Below are 16,558 nucleotides of genomic sequence, written 5' to 3'. Positions count from 1 at the left end.
TCTAAGGGCGCTCAATTTCTGCACGCAATTCGGTACACGGACGCTTTATCGAAGGCCACTCGGCAACGTAAGGAACTGATTTCACGAGACTATTTGTATTCTCAGCGAGATGCGCACACTTTTGCTAAACCACGTTGCAGCCGTGGAAATTGTCTCGTTTCTACCGATTTAGGGCCATTTGGTGGGATTTGAGGGCTCAAAGATCATCTGTTTCGATCCTCGTTCGTCCGGTCCAACCATTTGCTGCACAAAATTCCGTACACGGCAGGCAAAAAAACCCTCAAATGTGGCGGTCATTTTTTGGCCCCAGTGCGGTCATAATTGGCGTACGCCCAGGGCCATTTGCTGAGTTCTAGCGGAGTTGGATGAAGCTGCGTGGGTTACCGTTGCCACAATTCAGCGCGGCGCTCAGCGCCGCCCGCCGGAGGCAAAAAAGCGGCCCGCCGCAAGGCGGGCCTCCGTCAAACAGACGCGGCGATGTTGGATAAAGGGAGAGTACAGCCTAGGCTGCGGGCTTGAGCATTCGGGCGCGTAGCTTTCGGATGCTCCAACGTGGCAGCAACACCCCGAAATCCTTTCCGAGACGCACAATGAATAACTCGAGACGCTCGGAAAGCGAGCCGCGCGCCTCCTTGCACACTATCTCCTTCTGTCGGTGGTATTCTTCACCGGAGGGGGGAGGGAAAGTATGCCGAGCCGACAAGCCGACCTTCCAATCCTTGTGCACCTCCCCAAACAGCGCCCTTGGCAAATGAAGAAGCCGCGCCCCATCAAGCACGCGCAGCTTTCCCTCATCAATCAGCGTCATTAAAAAGGCTCCGTCTGATGACAAAAGCGTCCGCCTCAATGCGGGCACGTCGTCCACATTGTCCCAATTGATCCGTGCAATCTTCTGCAGTCGGCGTCGTTCCGCCGCATCGAGAGGGACCAGAGCCTTGGTCCGGCTGATGCGCCCCCTAGGTAATCCGGGCAGTCTCTTTCCATCCCGCTTGAGGCTATGCACGTAGTCGCGAATGGCCATGTTCGGAATGAAAACCCGCAAGCGGCGCCTTATGTCGCGCAATAGCTCGGAATAACCAAGCTCCGCACCACGACGTTCTAGCTCCCGCAAGAACAGCAACCGACGTTCCTTTTTCTGTGACGCGGTGGGTGTCTCCAGCGCCATGGCAAGGTCACCCTCGCGGTGGAGACCCAGCAACTCGCACGCACGGCTGTGCGAAATGCCAAAGAGACGAGCGGCGTCATCAAGTAACAGACTCTGCTTCAGGATCAGATCAAACACGAATGATCCGTGCTGCTGCATCAGCTTTAGCCTTTGTGCCTCTATCCCCTCGGGAAGCCATTGGTAACCAGAGATTTGCTCCAGCCGATGGATTTCGGCCACCACCAGAGACGGCCGTATGCGAGTTCTCTCGACGGGGATTTTCGATGGCACACCGGTATGAAGCGCCTCCTGTGCTAGCCGAGTGGAGATCGGCAGGCCGTATCGCTGTCGTAACTCGCGAATGAAGGCTGCGTCGCTCCGCCCTTCGCTCCTCTCACTTGACTTCTCGCGGACGAAAGTCCGCCATTTCAGACTCTCAGCGAATGACAAGCGCGGCTGCAACCAATGGTCAAAAACGCCGGCCTCATGGTCGAGCCGCATCCGATCAAATTTACCAATATCCACTTTCAAGAATCTGGCGGCTTCCTCACGGTTTATCTTGCCTTGACGCGAGAGCGAGAATAGGAAGCCGCCGTGCCTGCGCAGCACACCCCGCCGAAAGACGTCCCATTGCGGTCTAGGCGGCCAAGTCAGCGCGGCGACGCGCGCAAGCCGCCCTCGCCCTTCATCCGAGAGCTGGGGGCGCTCTGGCTTATCGGCACGGCGTGTCCACTGCTTGGCTTCCCCCGCGGGCGGCCGGGCAGTGTCACACCGCAGTTCCCAGTATTTGCCAGTGCTCAAATCAAAGAGTGCGGCAGCATCTTTGTGAAGAAAACTTTCCTCGGCTGCTCGGTGCAAAAGGTCGCTCTGGTGACGCAGATAGATCGCACGACGGTCGTTCGCCAGAATCTTGCCCTGACGGGACCGGCGCGCGTTTGCAAGATCTGACAACAGCGGATGATCGTCGGGCAATCGGCGCGCCAAGTCATTTGCTGGCAAGAAACAAGCAAGATATGCGTCGGGAAGCTTGGTGCCGAGTGTGCGCGCATGCTCCAAGGCGGCAGGCTCTGACCATGACCGAAGGCCATCCTCCGCGAAAGGATCGGCGCGTTCAAGCACGAGCCGCGTCTGCGCGGGTGAAAGAGGAAATTGTGCTCGGCGGGAGTCAAAGCGCCGCAAATAGCGCCTCAACGTCGTCCGTTCATTTCCATCGGGCTGCACGGAATCGCTTTGACGATACCGATAAAAGGAATCAATGAAAAACGAGCGCAGATGATCAGTGAATAGTTCCTCCACGCCGAGAGCCTTACCCAACTTCTTCAAATGTCTCGGTATGGTCTGGTAGTTGACTGGCTCTCCGTCCAACGTGATAAAGAAGCAACTTGAGCGCGCCGCAGGGCGTACGCGCTTCCACGCTAGAATAAGATGCAGGGCCGTTGGAGGAAGGGTCACAGTCTCTATTGCGTTCCCGATCGGAACGCAAATCGTTGGGGCTCCGTTGCAAAGCACCCTATCGAGCTCTATGCTGGCGAGACATGACGCGGGTAATCCAACGATAGCTTGCAGGGCTACCACAGCAGCCCACGCCTCCGGCTCCATATCTTTATCGCGAGTTGCCTGCGGCCAGAAGGCTTTGCGCAACAACATGCGGACGTCGCCAGCGAGCAATGCCCTTTGGCCGGCGAGAGGATGCCATGCGGACCAGCCGAATGGCTCACGCATGAGACCGGTTCGCCATTGGTGGACAAAGCCTCATCGGTTCGGGCTGGGAGGCACATACGTCTGAAGCAAGAGGCCGAACAGTCGCCATCGGCGATGATAGACGCCGAAGTGCCAACAGCTTCAGCCTGGCCGGATCGTACGATCGGACGGACGTGAGCCATGGCCTGAGGTGAACGTAGTAGGTCCAGAGCGTCATGGGAGAGGTCGAGAAGGCCTGCGACACCTCTCCCACGGACATGCCCGCTCGAACAGCGAAGGTGACGCCGGAATGTTTCAGCATGTGCGGTCGTGCATGGGGGAGACCAGCCAATTCCCGCACCTCTTGAAAGAGCACGGCCATTCGCTTGCCAACCTCCTTTGACGATTTCGCATCTACGTTGGCAATCGGAAAGCCTTCTTCATCGTGAATTATATGAACGTAGCGCCCAGGATACCGCTGCCGCATCAGTTCATCTTCTGCATGCCAGCGCGCGGCAAGCTCGCTCAATGACCCAATGAGCCATGAAGTGCCCTTGTCCTTACAAGTGCGATCGGCGCGCGCCCCCTGACGTTCGATGATGCCCAATTCGGGATTAATGTGGCCCAACATGAGATCTTGGAACCAGGTCAGCAGTAAGATATTCGCGTGCCTCGTTCCTCCGTATAGATAGATGATGATGAACCTTATGATGCACTCATATCGACCGCGCTTCCCATGATGCCCGATGATCTCGCCAGTCTCATTGTAGACCCGACCTCGCGCCGCGGAGATCAGACGGATGATTTCGGCGAAGGACAGGTGAGCCACAGCCGGCCTACGAACATGCGGTACCTTGATCTTGGTGGAATCGATGTTGTTCTGTTCGCAGTACCATCGTTCGACCATAATGAGCGTCTGAACGTGGTTTCTTGCCGTGGTTCGAGCGATGTAACGGATTTCGCGCGGATCGTCTTGAGCTGATTGCGACTTGATCTGTCGTGCGGAAGCCCACTCCAAGTACTGAACGCCTGTGCTCCAGCCTAACTCGGCCATCGTGTTATTGCCCATGAATTCTTCGAGGTGCTGAAGCTCATTGGCGATGGCATCGAAGCGCTCGCTGGACAGCGAGTCCGGGCGCAGTCCCGGTTTGTTGTGGAGAAGCCACGAGGCGAACATTGTGGAGATTGAGACATCGCGCTTGAGCACGCGACCGAGAATTTGTCGGACGCGCTTCTCAACCATGACGGAAAGTTTCGCATTGGCGCCGAGATGCTTCCTGTAGTCTTTAACTTCATCGACCAGATAGCCAGTGGTCTTGCGCTCCTTGCCGTCGGTCATCCAGATGAACTTGCCACGTGGGTAGAGATGCGGAGGCTGTCGCTTGCGACCGCGCCGATTGCTGTGAAGTTCGGACAACGCCACGGAGACGTCGGCAAGCGAGCGGGCTTGCGCGATGGGATGCCCTTGCCAAACCAATAAGCGCGTGATCGCCTCGACCCAATCAATTTCTCCTCTATCGACCTTCAGCACATTGGCTGGAATTAGGTCGCGAGGCGGCTGTTCCGGCATGCGCGGACACTGCTCGTTTAACGGGGAGGCGTATCTCTGCACCAACTCCATCTCGGTTGTGGACAGCAGTTGACCAATCGAGACGATGTTGCTTGGTGGGGCATTCAACACTTGTACTGGGGCGAAGCCTTTGATCCCGGAAAAATGGCGTCCCATTTCTCGTCACTCCCCGTTTCCGGCCGAGGACCTTGGTTTGGCCCCCGCGGCGCATTCCTTGAATTGGCTTAGCCGGTCGCGCTCGCTGTGCCGCAATCGGCCTTCCGGCATCCGAGTTAAACTGCTGGGGCGTTGGGGCGAGCACAATTGAGTTTGCTTGGGGCGGCGCTGTCTTATCTCTGAAAATGACAGCGGGGGCGCTTCCCCAGCCGCGTTGGTCTCTGGGAGGCGCACTCTGGAGAACCCCGAAAAGCAGGCAAGGGCTTCGAGACCATCTGTTTCGCTGAGGCCAACCCGAGCCGCGCGCGCCGACGCTGACGACGTGAGATGGCCGAGCAGGCGGGCCGTTTTGCCATTGGAGCTGGTTACCCGGGACGTTGGCGTCCCTGCCAGGGGTTTCCCTGAAAAAATTTGCTTCATTCCAAGTTACTCCTTGTCGCTTGCCGGTGGGCGTGCGCGAGTAGGCACAGACGCACGTGCTACACATAGTACCTATGGATAGTACTGTACTACAGAGGAGTCAAAGGACTATAGGATGAAAAAGGACCTCGAAAAGCGGTTGCGAGAGGCACGTGAAACCGGCCAGCCCTGGCATGTGGTCGGTTCCATCTTGCAAGAGTGGACCGCAACGCAGCTCCACGGCACCAACGTCTGGCCGGTTGCGACCAAGGCAACCGACCTATCTGAGCTCATGCTGCGTCGATACATCGCCGCCTTGGACCGTTTGGGCGAAATCGAAACTTCGCACGCACTTCCGCCAGCGTCGCTTCTTCCTCCTACCTTCGGTCCCACTGAACTCGCGATCCGGCTGTACGGCCGCGACCCTGTCGCGGGGTTGAAGGCTCTTCACGCGCTCAAGCAGCGCAAGATGACGTTGCGTGACCTTCGGGTGGAACTGCGAAAATCTGAAGGTCACGCGTACGAAGGCAATAGAGCCCGGGAGCGTACGGTTCTTGTCGCCACCTGCACCGAAGCGATCTCGATCCAAGCCAAGAAGCTCTTCGGGCGTGGCACAGTTGCGCAACGCCGGCCGTCCATTCAATACTTCAACACCATAGGATTCGAATTCCGCAACTCGCAAGGATTCATCGTCGGGGGGGCAGACCTGTATGTTGGATCGCCGCTGTACGGGTCTAATCCTCTCAGCACGATCGCTCAGTCGGTGCTGATGGCTACCTACTTGCCAGCGTATTACATCTTTCTCGGTCCGGAGCTGCGGATGAGCGACGCCGAACACGCAGTACGCGTGCTGGAAGTCCTGCAAGGCCGCTCTGTTGGAGTCGTACTGCTTCCTGAAGAGGGAGGCGCCGTGGTCCTCCGCCGACCCGAGTCCTCCCGAAAGGCGGATCGAGCCAAGGATTACCTTTCTATCTTGGAGCACCTCTCGATCGAGCGTGGGCGCACGGTCACAGGGGCGGCGTAGGTGTCGGACGAAAATCAATGGCGTCCCCCTCAAAGCCGACCTTCAGCCATCATGCGGCGGAATTCCGCAACGGAGCGCGGGGCACCGGTCTCGGTCTCGGGAGGAGGCTGATGCCCGGCCGGGGCGGCAGTTGCGGCATCCGCGCGCACAGTGCATTGGGCCATCTTCCTGATCGATGTCTTGCTCGTGAGGAGTTTGCCGGCGATTTCGGCGACTTCAAGCTTGCCGTCGCGCACGGCGGTTCGGAGCGAGGTGCAGGTCAGCGGGCCCATCGGCCAAAACAGGGCGGCCGCTTCACTCAGTGTCATTAGCTCGTCGTCGCTCCACTGGGACGGATCTGGGCGGGCGCACACCCGTGCTGGTGGTGCACCCATATTACGCTGCGTCATCTGAACCTCCCGAAGGATCATAAGCTGATTGAACCTCGTTTTTGCGCTGGGGACGGGTCTTTGCTAGACTACGACTGGCCGGGGGTTTGCGGCGGGCGCAGCCAGCGATGCCGGTCTTGCGCCGAGACTGTGCCGATTGATGATGATGTGCCAGCCACGAATCGGCCAGCCGCGTGCGCTGGACGCGAGCAAGGTGCGCGCGCCGCAGAGCATACGACAGCACCAGCGCGGCGCTGGCGTTTTCGAGCGCGCAGTTGAGCAGCAGGCTCATCGCGAGGTCCACGCGCCCCGAAACGCGGAACGGCTGCCTCAGGCGTAGTACAATGCCAACTGCGGCGCCGGCGTCGCCTGCAATTGCTGCCTGCCATTCGGGAAGGATCGATCCTATCTTGGAAATGCCGTCTGCAAGATTTGCGCGTCGACGGCGATCGAAATCTTCTGGCGGCAGCCTGCGCCAATAGCTGAAAGGGTCTTCCACGCCACGGCGCTGACGACAGCGACCTTGGCGCGAGGTGCATCCCTGCTTTCGCTGCATCGTATGAGCTCCCCAAAAGAAGTTGAAGCTAAGTCGGGCCATGCCATGCCAGGCCGGGCCACGCCCCGCCACGTGCGGTCCGTAAGGGCTAACTTGCCGCGATCTCTTCGACGCGAAAGCGCCCGTAGTCCGGACGACGGTCGCCTAGTCCGTGCGGGCCAGCGAGCCGGAAGAATTCGATCAACTCGCCTCGGTTGATCATCGAAGGCAGGTAGCTGCCATCAACACGCGCGCTCCATTCCGGAAAGCACGGGCGCGTCCTCGCTGTGAGTGCATCTCGCACGCGGACCATTTCGCGATGACGAAAGCGGGCGTCGGCCCAAAGCTCGCTCAGCGTTGTTGGGCCGTCGTATTCGAGCAGCGCAGGGCCGTCCGCCAGAAAGGCCGCTTTCGCGATCATCCCCTTCTTGCGCCGTCTTGCCCCCTCGACCAGCACCGCCTTGAGGCAATGTGGCGGCAGGCAGGGCCGGCCTTCAGCGAGCCACATGCCGCCGCGCCATTCTAATTCCGCGATGCGATCGTAATCGGCATCGGTCTTCACCCGCTTGGAGGTGACCGCGGCGAGTGCCTTCGTCATCGGATCAAGGGGATCGGCGAGCCTCGCCGAGTGCATCAGCATGGGGCCGACCCCGATAAGCTTCAATGAGATACGTTCGACGCTCATAAGATGTCTTCTCCATCGAACAGGGGTTTTGCGAGCTGCACCCAGTTCTCGCTCACCTCGGGGATTGAACTGGCCGCGTAACGGCGCGCCCGCAGCATCGACGTCACGCCAAGGTGGCATTCACTGCAAAGTGCGGTGAGATCACCGTCAACCTCACGGCCAAGACGCTCATAGGTGCGATGGTGGACCTCAATCCGCGCACCGGTCGCCGCCGCATTCGGACATAGACGGCAGGCGAAGTTTGCCGCGGTCAGCTCACGCAAGCGCGCCGGATTGTTGCGCCAAGCGGCGCTCGTGATGTAGGCGACATAGTCCATTGAACAGCTTAGCGCTCGGTACTTCTGTTCACGCCGACGGTCGTTCGGATCGGATGGGCTTTCAAAAGCTGATCGATTGCTGCGCGATTGAGATATCCGGTGGTGCGGAGCCGATCCGCCACGGCTTGCGCAGTATTGCGATTCTCCGTGATCAGGTCGCGCGCTCGCGCCATGCAGCGGTCGAGGCGCTGCCGGATCAAGCGGGTCATGGCGACATCGTGCGGAAGAATCTCGGTCACGCTGTTTGGAAAATGCACCACACCGAGTGCGCCGAACCCGAAGCGTAGCTCAAGGTCGATCGCAGCTTGTGTGGCGCGCGCAAAATCGGAATCCTCGCCGATGCCGCTGCCGGCTGTGACAGCGGATGGCCCCAAAATGATCTCCTCGGCGGCCCGCCCAGCCAGCAATGCGGTGATGTAGTTCTCAATTCCCGCTTCTGTCGCCCCGTTGGCTCGCAAGAGTTTGAAGCCGGTGGTGCCCCTGTGATCGAGAATTGCCAGCATCCTGGCTTCGAACACGGAAAGCGCATGCCCCACCACGAAATGGCCGGCCTCGTGAACCGCACAAACGAGCCGCGTTGTGTCAGGCATGACATCGCGGCCCGACCGGATCTCGAGCATCAAGTCATCGAGCGTTAGATCGCGTGCGGCGCGTCGCGCGCGTGACTTCGCACGCCGGACCCAGGCCTCGACGTCCGCCCCGGTCTTGCCCAACGCCAACAGTGTCGCGGGCGTCAGATCGATCCCGATGAGCAAGTCGGGTCCGATGTGATAGCGGAAGATCTCGACCAGGGCTTCGACGTCGGGGAGCTCAATTTCAATCGTCTGATCGAAGCGGCCTGCGCGCTTCACGGCTTGGTCGATTTGGTCGGGATGATTGGTGGTCGAGATCAGCGCGACACCGGGCCTTTCCTCCGATAACTTCTCTAGTAGCAAGTTTACAATCTGCAACCAGTATTCGCGGTATTCCGATCCGAGCTTTGCTCTATCCGAAATTCCGTCAAGCTCATCGATCAGGAGCACGCAGGGACTGAGCCGGCGCGCCTGTGAAAAAGAATCTTTGAGTGCCGAGAGCGTGCCTGACAAATAGGGGGCTGAGTTCCAATCAGCGACAGAGGTTGACACGAGCGGTACGTTCGCACTTTTTGCGACCGCGCGTGCGAACTGCGTTTTGCCAACGCCGGGCGGACCGACCAGCAGCAGACTTTTTTCGATGCTTTCCCAGGCGAGGCGTCCGGCGCGATATTCGCGCAAGTCGGCCGCCAGATTAAGGCCCCATTGCCGCGCCGCGCCGTAGCCCGACAATTCCTCCAGGCTAGGGCCACGGTGGTCGAAAAAGGACTTGGTGGCGATCGTCCTCTTCAGCCGCTCGATGCAATCGTCCGGATCTCGATCGGCACGGATCGCCAATGTGAGGTCCGAGAACTCGAGGGCTCGTACGAGTTGCTCGTCAATGGGGGCGGCGGGCGCGCGTCCGGTCACGGCTTCGATCACGAGCGCGATGGCGGAAGCGTCAAGCGCCGCCAGACTGAGATGATGGTCGGACGCACGAAGCAGATCGCGCGGCAGATGGCGGCGCGGGTCGGGAGCGACCCCGAATACGGGGACGCGCGCGTGCAGGGCGTCGGCGACGATATCGTTGCCGCGTTCGGCCTTGTGATCGTTTGCCGTGCCGTCCCTGGCGATCAGTAGGACTGGACGCGTATGACGGTCATTGAAAGTCCGCTCATCCAGCACACTTGCGCTCGCTCCGAACGCACAGGTTTCCAAGACACGCTGCACTAGCGCAACAGTTTCAGCTCCCAGAACCGCCAGCGATACGACCGGCGAACCGCGCCGCAGGTCCCGAGTCAGCTCCTGGATCGGCTCGATGGCGCGCGCGACAAGGATGGCAGCGGCAGCCAGATCGGCCCGGATCGACGACCGCGCGTCCGAGGCCGGTTTGGCCGCCAGTTCGTCGATCAACCGCTCGATCGGGTCGTCGGGGTCGCCGCTGCGCAGAAGCGGCCGCGACACAGCGCCAGCCTCGGTGGCCAACATGTCCAGGTACGCACGGCCGAGCAGGTCGCGTGGATGCTGTAGATGCAGGTTCATCGATCGCTCCGGTATGGCAAAAGGACGAGTGTTTCCGGCTCCGCGGTCGACGCGGAGTTCAACAGGGCGCGTGGCGGACCGGCATCCGGCCCGCCGGATTCAAGGCGTTCAGTGCTGGACTGGCGCGTCCTAGATCGGTCGCACCATGGTTTGCTCGCCGAGGAGGCCTTCGCGAACGTCGACGGACAGGAGACCTTCACAACTCAAGGCGCAGACGGCCGACAGAGGATGGCAGTCTGGACGCGCACGCAGATGCAGCTCGCGAACAGTTTGCGGGCCCTTTTCGCAAAGGGCCGCCCCGATGCGCAATCGATCAACAATCGGGACCAGATAATGCTGGTGGGACCAGACCTCGTGCACGTTGGAGTATATTGGCTCGCGCCTTATGTCGGCCGCATCCCGTTCCAGCAGCCGTAGCCCCGTTGCCGCCAGTTGCTCGGCAAGGCGCGCGTTTGCAGCTTCAGATCTACGCGGCCGAACCTGGCAAACGTCGAGCAGGAAGTCGCCGTCGAGTCGTCCCAGCACCACGCCCTTCAGCGTGGGCGGCGTGCCATAAGGGTTCGGAGCCGTCCGATAGTGGATCGCGCAAACCGCCGGATCAAGGCTCGCCTCCCTGAGCGCGTCACGCTGCAGGAAGCTTTCGAGGGGAATGGCGACGGTGCATTTCGCGCCGAGAAACAGGGATGGAGTCTCGTTGTACAGAAATTGCCTATGGAGAGCTGGGCCATGCATGACGCGGTGTCCTGAACACGTTGCTGCGGGGACGGATGGCTGTGTTCGGGACGACGATGATGATCGATGAACATGAGACGCTCCTGCTCTGCCGTTTGGCGACGGGCAATCCTGCGGCGGCCGACCAGCGCACGACGCTCGCCGCGATCGCTCTAACTGAGCGTCGCGGCCAGAGTGAGAAAGGCATAGACACGTGATGACGTCAGTTCCGGCGAAAGGTCGGCTCGCATGCCGCTATTGCGGCGACGGGAAGTTCAGGACGGCTGCTGCCAGACTTTTGATACGTTATATAGTATCGGAAAAAAATACGCCGAAGATATGGCGGACGAAGGCTCGTGCCACAAAAAAGATGCCAGCTGATGCCTCGACGGGCCGAGCTAGTGCTTAGGTACGGCGCGGCAGCCGGACAAAACCGTCATAATTGCAGCCGAGTATCTCGCAGTGGGCGCGGTACTCGGCCTGGCACTCGTTCTCGTCGCGCTGCAGGCGATAGAGGTCGTCGTCCTCGATCTCGATCTGTGGCGTCGCCTGTGTCGTTCGGACAATCCGGCCGAGGGACGGAACGGCACGCAGGCGCTGCGCGAAAGCATAGCGTTCCAGCTTTCTGAAGGCATTTTTGAAGGTGCGGGCGCGGCCAGATTAGCCCGGGGCGTGGGCTGCACGCTGCCAGAGATCATCTCGACGACCGAGCTCGCGCGTCACGCCGCGATGCATGGTAGCGACGTCGCCGCTGTTGGTCACCAGAGTGTCTGCGTCGAACCGGACCCGGTCGATCACGCGGCCATTTTCATTGACGACGACTTCAATCACATCGTCCTGGGGGCTGAAGGGGCCAGCTTCGAGCAGCCCGACCGTATTCGGTTCCCATTGCGCTGCATCGTGCGAACACTAGGGATACGGTATAAAGTATCAATGTACTGGATCAAAAAGGCCCGGTCATGGTAAATGACGGGGCTGCGCCTGGGCTGCCCCGTCTGGGCTTGTCCCGGCGTCCGCTGCGAATAGGGCGTCGAAGTCGACTTCGAGGGCGATTGCGATCTTCAGCAGCGAGTCCAGCGTGAGGTTGGCTTCACCAGCCTCGATTTGGCTGATCAGTGCCTGTCGCACGCCGGCCCGGTCGGCGAGATCACGCTGGCTCAGCCGCAAGGAAACACGCAGCTGTCTGATCCTGCGTGCCAGGCTATCCCGGAGCAAGGATTGGTTCTCAAGGAAGGACTCAGATTGCGCCACTGTCCGCTCCGAAGCATTCCGCCCATGGCTCGGGCCATCGGCAGCCACAGCCCAGTTTGCCACTTGAGACGGATGGTTACCATTGCGACCCGCAAGGATTCGCGCTCGCAAGGGTCCAGGGCGTCGGCTGCGGCAAAAATGCCTAATTTCGGGAAGCCGACCAGAGCAAATCGCGATGACGGGTCGCACAGCCCGATAGACCGTACTGGACGAACAGCTGCGGGGGGCCGCAGCGGACGGGTTAGCGGCAACCAACAAGTCGTCCGTACGTTGACGTTGGGCCAATTAGTTTGCGGAGCTGCTCATGGACGAAACGCAGATGCCGGCTGATTGGAAGGTCGGCCCAGCAGGTGGCCATTTCCTCGAGACCGGAGTATTCCGACTCGAGACGTTCTTCTACGAAAACGTCTGGCGATGGTGCGTCGTGTCCGGAACGGATGACGTAGAAGCGCAGGGTATTGCGGATGACCAGGAACGTGCAAAGTCGAATGCGGTGGCCTGGGCACGCGAGCGGTTGACTACTGCGCTGCGGCGGCTTCCCTAGCGCGCGCACCATTCGCCCATGGCAGCCTAGAGAGGGGAGGCAAACTATGCAATGGCGTTGCACAAATTGGCGTCTCCGAGCCACCATCGTCGGTTCGGCGGCGCGTGAGCGCCGCAATCATCCTTGAAATAAGCTGTCATGCGTTTTTAACATTGCAGTCAGTCTCCGGTGGTTACCATCATGGTCGCTATCACCATCCGCAACCTCTCCGAGAAGGCGCACCGCGCCCTTAAAGTCCGCGCGGCTCAGCACAATCGCAGCCCGGAAGCGGAAATGTGCGCCATTCTGGAGGCTGCCGTGTGTCCCGAAGGCCGGCTGCGGCTTGGCACCGCCCTTTCGGAGATGAGCCGGAAGATCGGCCTCACCAATGCCGATGTCGAGGCACTTGAACAGGGCCGCGACGCCCGCTCCGATCAGCCGATGCACTTCGAATGATCCTACTCGACACCAATGTGTGGTCTCCGAGGCGATGAAGCCCGATCCGCACCGAAGTCCGTGACTGGCTCGCTGGGCGAGACTATTCGGAAAAGCGTCGGTTGATTGTTGCCGTTGATGTGTTCCGCGACCGTCTGCAGAAGCTGCGGAAAATCCGCGCTGCCATGCTTGCCCGCGCCGGCAGACTCAATCTAAGCAGTAACGAGTCAGCAAGCTTCGTACGTAAGACGGTGATGGTAAAGTTGAACCGAAATCTGCCCACCAGCGGTCATGCAATCATCATCGATGGCGTTGTGAAGACCGAGTTCGCGACGAGAGATGGGGTGGAGGTCGGCGCGTGGGATCTGAAGCGGCGATTTCCGATGTTGGAGGTCAGGATCTACGATGCAGCGGCTCGCGCTGATCAGAAGGTTAGCGCCTCTTAGGGGCGCATTTTGTACGCGGAATAGTCCTTTGGGGTTCTGCGAGGAACAAATCCGGACGCATTGAAAAAGAGCCACTTCGGAGCGTGATTGGATCGGAATAGGGGGCTGCTCTTAGCCTGTCGCCTCGTGGGAGAATGCGTTACTCAGCTGCCTCCGAGAATTTTTGTCGTTTCGACTCTCGCTTGAGCCAGCGCTCCTCGCCATAGCGGGCCCGGTAAATCGAATCCTTCAGCGCATCGGCATTCAACAGGCCAGGATCTGCCGCGATCGCCGCCTGGGTTTGAGTTTCCAACCAATTTGTCCAAAAAGTCATGATTTGCTTCTTCTTTTGAAGCAGCGGGTCCAACGCGTAGCTCTCCGCGGTTACATCTCCTGCAGGGGCCCCTTCGGAGTGATCCAAGATTAGTTTGATTTCTCCGAGTGAGAGGCCGAATTCCCGCTCACCGTGACTTGCAAATCCTCTGCGCCAGCCGTGCGGGCTCATGTCCACACCGGGCATGAACTGCAAGGCATGATTGACGAAGCTTGGATCGGCGTAGGGGTTCTTGGTTTTCTTCCCTGGCTCAGCGCGAACCGGAAAGTAATAGGGGTATTCGCCCAACTTGAGTTTGTCGAGCTGCCTGATCGCTTTCGCACCAGCGCCAGTTAGGACCACGATATGGGGCAGGTGGGCTCGTCGTTTATTCGAGCGCTTGCGCATAAATGGAGGGATGCTCCAGACCAGATCGGCGTTTGGATCGTTCCAATCGGCCATCACCAGAAAGTCCATCTGGTAACAGCCAATGATTGCGCGGCGTCGCTGGAGAGAAAATGCAAGTAGCTGAACGGCCAGCGAAGCTCGTTCGCCCAGGGCGCCGGATCTTGCAATCGCTACCGCCCGCCCCATCGCCATGGGGGACGGTACATCTCTGCGGCGGTCCTCGCGATCCTTATCGAACAGCTGAATCACTGACGAGGTCGGTCTAGAGATCATCGGCTGCGGCCTTTCCGGAGGTTTCAGGCGAAGGAGGAAATTCGGGGCGACAGACGTTTGTCGCCGTCGCGTGTCATCGCCTAGGAAGGACCACATTGAGCTCACGATTCTGAGCACATGCAAGCCTTGGGAGTACGCTCGCTTGCAGATGTCGGCGACGCACTCGGCAATTTCCTCGCGGCTGATGGCGGCTACTTGTTTGCCGTTGAAGCGCGATAGCTCCGCCACGCTGGAGTGCCGCTTGCTACGGTCCAGTCGTCTCCGGCCTCCGAGCGTTCGCGCATAGTCGTCATACGTGTCCGGCGAGCGACAGTCCATGATGTGATCCATGAACTTGTCTACGGCCTCGATCCATTCCCATGAGAGCACTGGTCGCTCGCCGCTGACGCGAACCTGGTGGGCGATCGAGATGCCGGTCATGAATTCAGTTACGAGCTTCTCCGGATCACTCCCTCGACGGCACCAAGCTCGAACTTCGCTGGCTCTCTCTCGTGCGATTTCCGGAGCTACTTCCGAGTTGCCGATGATCCACCTGCGCTGTTTGCCAAATAGCCGGGCACGAACGGTCCACGTTGCGGCTTCATCGGTAATCCGGAATTGCAGGCCACGACACTTTGCGTCGGTGAGTTCGGTCCGCCTTCCTTCCTCGTGATCGCGAATCTTTTCCTTGATCTTCTTGACGGTGATTTCTTCCGCCCTTTTTTCCTTCTTTCTCTTGATTGCTGTGGTCGTCATCGGGGTCACACCGCCCCTAGCCGGGGTCACGCTGGGTCACGCAGAACCGGAAATCGTTGATCCCTCAAAACATCAACAGCGACGAGGAAAAATGCAAGGGAATGCTTGTAAATAATTGATAGCATTGGGCAGTGTTTTCAAAAACACTGCCCTATAATCACCTCGCGACAGGCCCAACACGCTGGGTCACGCTGACTCTTAATCAGCGGGTCCCAGGTTCGAGCCCTGGTGCGCCCACCACCTTTAAGCCCGCAAGGGCTTCTTTAAATTCTTCGATAGAGCAAAGCGCGTCTGGTGCGACGTTTTTGTTGGAGTGGACACGGCCGGTTTGCTATTCGGTGTTTCCCTAGTTTCCATATCTTCACCCATTCGATACAGCGCGCAGATCCGATGGGACAAGTCGGTCACGTGCTTGTCGTAGAATAGGAAATCGGAGCGGGCAAAACGGACGGTGTGTTCTGTCCGGCGCAGCAAGATACCGCTTGCTGCAGAACCAGAATGTTCCGGATCTGGGCCCGCGAAGCGCAATGGGCAGTTCGATGCGGCGGCCAGCGATCGCTGGCGGGGTCATGCGCAAAGATCCGTTATGCACGCACGATCTAGCCGGCTTAACCTCTTTCGCGTCAGCCGCGCTTTCGCTGAGAGGGTAACGTAAATTCCACGACCTCGTGCTTGTCGCACGGATCAGGTGGCTGATTTTTCTTCACGATCAGCTCGAGCTCGAGAGCCTCGAAGGCGAGCTCATCCGCCAAGCGCTTGAACAGCTCGCGCTTCTCTATGTCCGTCGCCCGCTGACTCATCAGCGTAAATTCTCTCGCGTCAGCGCGGACCTTTTCCAAACGTCCTCGGAGGTCCTTCATGTGTGCCGGCGTAGCTTTTAATATTATCCTCGGCCCGAACAATCAGTTTGCTTGTTCGGATTCACCGGGAGTCAACTGCCGAAACTCGATACTGGTTCGATGCGGACCGCCAAATTCGTCGCTCATCGTGCTGCGATATTTTGGCCATGCTCCATGACCCGGCCCCTGTTCAGGGACTGCGGGCTGAGGTCGGCCGTCCTGGCTGATGAGCTATCTCTGTCCGGCTCTCGCCCGATGATGCACAGAACGGGCATACCTGAAGGGGCATGAATGTTCGAAAGCGCACAGACGCGAGTGTTGCGCCCGACTAGGCTGCGAGCGATCCTGGGCGTTCGCGAAGCGCTCAGGGCCTGATGGCATCGGCGGATGCCAAATGTGCCGGCTGCAGCGAAACGGTTCCGTCCGCGAACGCAGTGTTGCCGGCTGCGTGCCGGGCATGAGGCAGGAATAAGCTCGGCAGATTAGATCAACGATGGTCGTTCTCGTGCGTAGTGTCCTTCTCATAGTGGGAATATGGCTGCTGGTGAACGTTCTGTTCGTTGTAGCTGTCCTGCCCTCGCGCAGACCGGCACCTACTCGGCACGCAGCAATTCCATCTCCGGCGACGATCAACACGACGGCCGGTCGCTCGGATGGTCGCGAACCACCACTCC

17 protein-coding genes are annotated in these 16,558 nt (G+C 59.5%); 6 read left to right on the top strand and 11 right to left on the bottom strand.

The genetic code is table 11. The features are described 5' to 3' along the window. Positions 1 to 502: 502 nt before the first annotated feature. Both I6F36_RS24275 and I6F36_RS24270 read right to left on the bottom strand, forming a co-directional pair. On the bottom strand, positions 503 to 2,467 hold the full coding sequence (locus I6F36_RS24275) for a hypothetical protein (RefSeq protein ID WP_225172326.1): 1,965 nt from the start codon (positions 2,465 to 2,467) through the stop codon (positions 503 to 505). A 391-nt stretch (positions 2,468 to 2,858) separates the two neighbouring features. Next, positions 2,859 to 4,550: a hypothetical protein gene (locus I6F36_RS24270; protein ID WP_225172325.1), complete on the bottom strand. Its 1,692-nt coding sequence runs from the start codon at positions 4,548 to 4,550 to the stop codon at positions 2,859 to 2,861. A gap of 535 nt (positions 4,551 to 5,085) precedes the next feature. Between I6F36_RS24270 and I6F36_RS24265 the strand changes: the two genes are divergently transcribed. Continuing rightward, positions 5,086 to 5,973, top strand: a complete 888-nt coding sequence (locus I6F36_RS24265; protein ID WP_225172324.1) for a hypothetical protein — start codon at positions 5,086 to 5,088, stop codon at positions 5,971 to 5,973. 29 nt (positions 5,974 to 6,002) lie between these two features. On the opposite strand, the gene I6F36_RS24260 is transcribed toward I6F36_RS24265, so the two are convergent. From I6F36_RS24260 to I6F36_RS24235, 6 genes are all read right to left on the bottom strand, one after another. After that, complete coding sequence (locus I6F36_RS24260) at positions 6,003 to 6,362, bottom strand: hypothetical protein (protein ID WP_225172323.1); 360 nt, start codon at positions 6,360 to 6,362, stop codon at positions 6,003 to 6,005. Continuing rightward, positions 6,349 to 6,897, bottom strand: coding sequence for a hypothetical protein (locus I6F36_RS24255; protein ID WP_225172322.1), 549 nt, complete (start codon positions 6,895 to 6,897; stop codon positions 6,349 to 6,351). The genes I6F36_RS24260 and I6F36_RS24255 overlap by 14 nt, the downstream gene beginning before the upstream one ends. 88 nt (positions 6,898 to 6,985) lie before the next feature. Next, the gene (locus tag I6F36_RS24250; protein WP_225172321.1) at positions 6,986 to 7,561 is read right to left on the bottom strand and encodes a hypothetical protein; all 576 of its coding nucleotides are present in this window, start codon (positions 7,559 to 7,561) and stop codon (positions 6,986 to 6,988) included. After that, a complete protein-coding gene (locus I6F36_RS24245) occupies positions 7,558 to 7,878 on the bottom strand; it encodes a hypothetical protein (RefSeq protein ID WP_225172320.1) in 321 nt (106 codons plus the stop codon). The genes I6F36_RS24250 and I6F36_RS24245 overlap by 4 nt, the downstream gene beginning before the upstream one ends. Before the next feature lie 8 nt (positions 7,879 to 7,886). Next, a complete protein-coding gene (locus tag I6F36_RS24240; protein WP_225172319.1) occupies positions 7,887 to 9,971 on the bottom strand; it encodes an AAA family ATPase in 2,085 nt (694 codons plus the stop codon). A gap of 129 nt (positions 9,972 to 10,100) precedes the next feature. Continuing rightward, a complete protein-coding gene (locus I6F36_RS24235) occupies positions 10,101 to 10,703 on the bottom strand; it encodes a hypothetical protein (protein ID WP_225172318.1) in 603 nt (200 codons plus the stop codon). A 56-nt stretch (positions 10,704 to 10,759) separates the two neighbouring features. On the opposite strand from I6F36_RS24235, the gene I6F36_RS24230 reads away from it, so the two are divergent. Together I6F36_RS24230 and I6F36_RS24225 are read left to right on the top strand one after the other, a co-directional pair. Further along, the gene (locus I6F36_RS24230) at positions 10,760 to 10,900 is read left to right on the top strand and encodes a hypothetical protein (protein WP_225172317.1); all 141 of its coding nucleotides are present in this window, start codon (positions 10,760 to 10,762) and stop codon (positions 10,898 to 10,900) included. Between the two features lie 244 nt (positions 10,901 to 11,144). Then, positions 11,145 to 11,648 (top strand): hypothetical protein, encoded by a 504-nt coding sequence (locus I6F36_RS24225; RefSeq protein ID WP_225172316.1) that lies wholly within the window; start codon positions 11,145 to 11,147, stop codon positions 11,646 to 11,648. On the opposite strand, the gene I6F36_RS24220 is transcribed toward I6F36_RS24225, so the two are convergent. Then, a complete protein-coding gene (locus I6F36_RS24220; protein ID WP_225172315.1) occupies positions 11,640 to 11,933 on the bottom strand; it encodes a helix-turn-helix transcriptional regulator in 294 nt (97 codons plus the stop codon). The genes I6F36_RS24225 and I6F36_RS24220 overlap by 9 nt on opposite strands. Positions 11,934 to 12,237: 304 nt before the next feature. Here I6F36_RS24220 and I6F36_RS24215 point away from each other — a divergent pair, with 304 nt between their 5' ends. The 3 genes from I6F36_RS24215 (at position 12,238) to I6F36_RS24205 (ending at position 13,337) form a co-directional block, all read left to right on the top strand. Further along, positions 12,238 to 12,477: a hypothetical protein gene (locus tag I6F36_RS24215; RefSeq protein ID WP_225172314.1), complete on the top strand. Its 240-nt coding sequence runs from the start codon at positions 12,238 to 12,240 to the stop codon at positions 12,475 to 12,477. A 180-nt stretch (positions 12,478 to 12,657) separates the two neighbouring features. After that, complete coding sequence (locus I6F36_RS24210) at positions 12,658 to 12,912, top strand: plasmid stabilization protein (RefSeq protein ID WP_225172313.1); 255 nt, start codon at positions 12,658 to 12,660, stop codon at positions 12,910 to 12,912. A 101-nt stretch (positions 12,913 to 13,013) separates the two neighbouring features. Next, a complete protein-coding gene (locus I6F36_RS24205) occupies positions 13,014 to 13,337 on the top strand; it encodes a hypothetical protein (RefSeq protein WP_225172312.1) in 324 nt (107 codons plus the stop codon). 139 nt (positions 13,338 to 13,476) lie between these two features. Here I6F36_RS24205 and I6F36_RS24200 read toward each other — a convergent pair whose 3' ends face one another. Both I6F36_RS24200 and I6F36_RS24195 read right to left on the bottom strand, forming a co-directional pair. Next, positions 13,477 to 15,045: an integrase family protein gene (locus I6F36_RS24200; protein ID WP_225172311.1), complete on the bottom strand. Its 1,569-nt coding sequence runs from the start codon at positions 15,043 to 15,045 to the stop codon at positions 13,477 to 13,479. A 623-nt stretch (positions 15,046 to 15,668) separates the two neighbouring features. Beyond that, on the bottom strand, positions 15,669 to 15,905 hold the full coding sequence (locus tag I6F36_RS24195; RefSeq protein ID WP_109142896.1) for a hypothetical protein: 237 nt from the start codon (positions 15,903 to 15,905) through the stop codon (positions 15,669 to 15,671). Positions 15,906 to 16,558 lie beyond the last annotated feature (653 nt).

Source organism: Bradyrhizobium sp. BRP19 (genome assembly GCF_020194195.1).
GTDB classification, from domain to species: Bacteria; Pseudomonadota; Alphaproteobacteria; order Rhizobiales; family Xanthobacteraceae; genus Bradyrhizobium; species Bradyrhizobium yuanmingense.
Note: the sequence above shows the minus strand (reverse complement) of the source record. Positions and strands in the feature narration are given on the sequence as shown.

Bases quoted from the DNA above. Each gene is read 5' to 3' on its own strand.
- I6F36_RS24200 (WP_225172311.1), bottom strand. From the start codon at position 15,045: ATGACGACCACAGCAATCAAGAGAAAGAAGGAAAAAAGGGCGGAAGAA.
- I6F36_RS24270 (WP_225172325.1), bottom strand. From the start codon at position 4,550: ATGGGACGCCATTTTTCCGGGATCAAAGGCTTCGCCCCAGTACAAGTG.
- I6F36_RS24245 (WP_225172320.1), bottom strand. From the start codon at position 7,878: ATGGACTATGTCGCCTACATCACGAGCGCCGCTTGGCGCAACAATCCG.
- I6F36_RS24235 (WP_225172318.1), bottom strand. From the start codon at position 10,703: ATGCATGGCCCAGCTCTCCATAGGCAATTTCTGTACAACGAGACTCCA.
- I6F36_RS24265 (WP_225172324.1), top strand. From the start codon at position 5,086: ATGAAAAAGGACCTCGAAAAGCGGTTGCGAGAGGCACGTGAAACCGGC.
- I6F36_RS24240 (WP_225172319.1), bottom strand. From the start codon at position 9,971: ATGAACCTGCATCTACAGCATCCACGCGACCTGCTCGGCCGTGCGTAC.
- I6F36_RS24195 (WP_109142896.1), bottom strand. From the start codon at position 15,905: ATGAAGGACCTCCGAGGACGTTTGGAAAAGGTCCGCGCTGACGCGAGA.
- I6F36_RS24230 (WP_225172317.1), top strand. From the start codon at position 10,760: ATGATGATCGATGAACATGAGACGCTCCTGCTCTGCCGTTTGGCGACG.
- I6F36_RS24260 (WP_225172323.1), bottom strand. From the start codon at position 6,362: ATGACGCAGCGTAATATGGGTGCACCACCAGCACGGGTGTGCGCCCGC.
- I6F36_RS24210 (WP_225172313.1), top strand. From the start codon at position 12,658: ATGGTCGCTATCACCATCCGCAACCTCTCCGAGAAGGCGCACCGCGCC.
- I6F36_RS24250 (WP_225172321.1), bottom strand. From the start codon at position 7,561: ATGAGCGTCGAACGTATCTCATTGAAGCTTATCGGGGTCGGCCCCATG.
- I6F36_RS24215 (WP_225172314.1), top strand. From the start codon at position 12,238: ATGGACGAAACGCAGATGCCGGCTGATTGGAAGGTCGGCCCAGCAGGT.
- I6F36_RS24255 (WP_225172322.1), bottom strand. From the start codon at position 6,897: ATGCAGCGAAAGCAGGGATGCACCTCGCGCCAAGGTCGCTGTCGTCAG.